Origin of the sequence: Aneurinibacillus sp. UBA3580 (genome assembly GCF_002375825.1) — a bacterium.
In the GTDB taxonomy this organism is placed as follows: domain Bacteria; phylum Bacillota; class Bacilli; order Aneurinibacillales; family Aneurinibacillaceae; genus Aneurinibacillus; species Aneurinibacillus danicus.
This window is the reverse complement of the sequence record NZ_DFMZ01000073.1, coordinates 19,812-20,070: the sequence shown is the minus strand read 5'-3', so window position 1 is coordinate 20,070 and position 259 is coordinate 19,812. Positions and strand designations below refer to the sequence as shown.

1 protein-coding gene is annotated in these 259 nt (G+C 45.9%); it reads left to right on the top strand.

The window, feature by feature from the left end; all coding sequences use genetic code 11:
• Positions 1 to 210, top strand: a 210-nt coding sequence (locus B2899_RS11150) for a hypothetical protein (protein WP_286885811.1), incomplete at its 5' end; no start/stop codon positions are given.
• Between the last annotated feature and the right edge of the window lie 49 nt (positions 211 to 259).

The following is a 259-nucleotide window of genomic DNA, read 5'->3' as shown; positions in this document are numbered from 1 at the left end:
GCCGGGGATTTTCCCCGGTTTTTCTGTGAAAATCATGAAGAAAGAGGGAGGAAAAAAGATCTAAGGAAGAAAAAGGCCTTCGCCTTTTTCTACATTAAAATCCGCTCCCCATTCTTTCCTCTCTTTTCCTTCGTACCACAAGAGTCAGCCGCTCTTCTCTGCATTTTCATGTCGGGGTTGTGGCTGAGACGCCATGGTGGTTTTCTGTGAAAATCATGAGGAAAGAAGGAAGGGAGAGAGGAAATAAGATCCGGGGAAG